The following is a 1,965-nucleotide window of genomic DNA, read 5'->3' on the forward strand; positions in this document are numbered from 1 at the left end:
GTTTACTACCGGCGCAAGGAATCCATAGATGACTAAGCGTTCTGCTTCTTCTTTCGCAATTCCGCGGCTCATCAGGTAGTAAAGCTGAATAGGGTCTACACGGCCGACAGATGCCGCATGTCCTGCAGTTACATCGTCTTCGTCAATTAAAAGAATAGGGTTTGCGTCTCCGCGTGCTTTTTCACTAAGCATCAGCACACGTGATTCTTGTTCCGCATTCGCTTTAGAAGCGCCATGTTCGATTTTGCCGATTCCGTTAAAGATAGAAGAAGCAGAATCCTTCATCACACCGTGCTTCAAGATATATCCTTCTGAAGCTTTACCGAAATGGATGATTTGTGTTGTAAAGTTCTCTGTTTGCTCTCCTCTTCCGACAACAACCGTTTTCGTATCGCCGTATGTGCCGTCACCGTAAAGGTTTGTTGTGTTTTCGGAAATCGTGTCGCCATCGTTCATCAGGCCGAGAGCCCACTCGATTTTGCTGTCGCGTCCGCGAGCAGCACCGCGGCGGTTCACATATGTTGTCACACCGCTAGACAGATTATCCACCGCACCGTATGTCACGCTGGCATTATCACCTGTGATGACCTCACTGATAATATTGAAGACAGCGTCTTTCGGGTTTACAGTGCTGATGTAGTTTTCTACATACGTTACAGAACTGTGGTCTTCAGCCACAATCAGTACGTGGTTGAAGAGAGCCGTATCATTGCTTTCGTGGACATAAACAGCCTGAACCGGCGTCTCCACCTGAACATTTTTCGGAACATAAAGGAATGCTCCTCCGTTAACAAGAGCTGCGTGAAGTGCAGTTAATTTATGCTCGTCAACCTTCACGCCGTCCTTCATAAAGTATTTCTCCACCAAATCGCTGTGCTCGCGTGCGGCAGTCAGAATATCAGTGAAGATGACACCTTTGTCTTTCCATTCTTGAGAAAGAGAAAGGTATGCCGGCGTCTGGTCACGCTGTACATATAATGTTTTATCTTCGTTTTCAACATCGATCAGCGCTTTTACTTCATCAGTCAAATCTTCCAATGAAGAAAGCGGTTCGTTATCAACTGTATGCTTCGCGAAATTCGTGAAGTTCCAGTTTGTGATTTTTGTTTTATCAGGCTTCGGCATCGGCAGATCCTCAGCTTGTTCAAGAGCCTGTAAGCGCAGGTCTTTCAGCCAGGCAGGTTCTTGATGCTTTTCGGAAAAGCTTTTGAGATACTCCTGATCTACGGATAGTTTTGTACCTAGTGTCATGTTAATCCCCCTAACGCTTACGCTTCTTGACCTACAGTTTCGTCTTCAATACCAAGTTCTTGTTTGATCCAGTCATAACCTTCTGCTTCAAGACGCTGTGCAAGCTCTGCACCGCCGGATTTTACAACACGGCCTTGCATCATAACGTGAACAACATCTGGAGTGATGTAGTTTAACAGGCGCTGATAGTGAGTGATCATCAGGCAGCCGAAGTTTTCGCTGCGCATTTTGTTGATTCCTTTAGATACAACTTTCAGTGCATCAATATCAAGACCTGAGTCGATTTCATCAAGGATGGCGATTTTCGGTTCAATCATCATTAATTGAAGGATTTCGTTGCGTTTTTTCTCCCCGCCTGAGAAGCCTTCGTTAAGGTAACGCTGGGCCATTTCAGGGTCCATTTCAAGGAACTCCATGTTTTCGTCCATTTTGCGGATGAATTTCATAAGAGAAATTTCATCGCCTTCTTCTCTGCGCGCGTTGATTGCTGAGCGAAGGAAGTCGGCATTTGTCACACCGCTGATTTCACTTGGGTACTGCATCGCAAGGAATAAACCTGCCTGCGCACGCTCGTCCACTTCCATCTCCAGTACATCTTTGCCGTCAAGCGTGATGCTTCCTTTTGTTACTTCATATTTAGGATGCCCCATAATAGCAGCTGACAAAGTGGATTTACCTGTTCCGTTCGGTCCCATTACGGCGTGGAACTCTCCG

General features: G+C 46.2%; 2 protein-coding genes. Both read right to left on the reverse strand.

The genetic code is table 11. The annotated features are described in order from the left end of the window. Positions 1–1,251: Fe-S cluster assembly protein SufD (sufD, locus tag RAC86_RS38210; protein WP_377886909.1), on the reverse strand; the 1,251-nt coding region annotated here is incomplete at its 3' end. A 17-nt stretch (positions 1,252–1,268) separates the two neighbouring features. Beyond that, positions 1,269–1,965 (reverse strand): Fe-S cluster assembly ATPase SufC (gene sufC, locus RAC86_RS38215; protein ID WP_377886907.1); only part of this gene is annotated, 697 nt, incomplete at its 5' end.

This window comes from Bacillus sp. LR_5, from assembly GCF_042709275.1.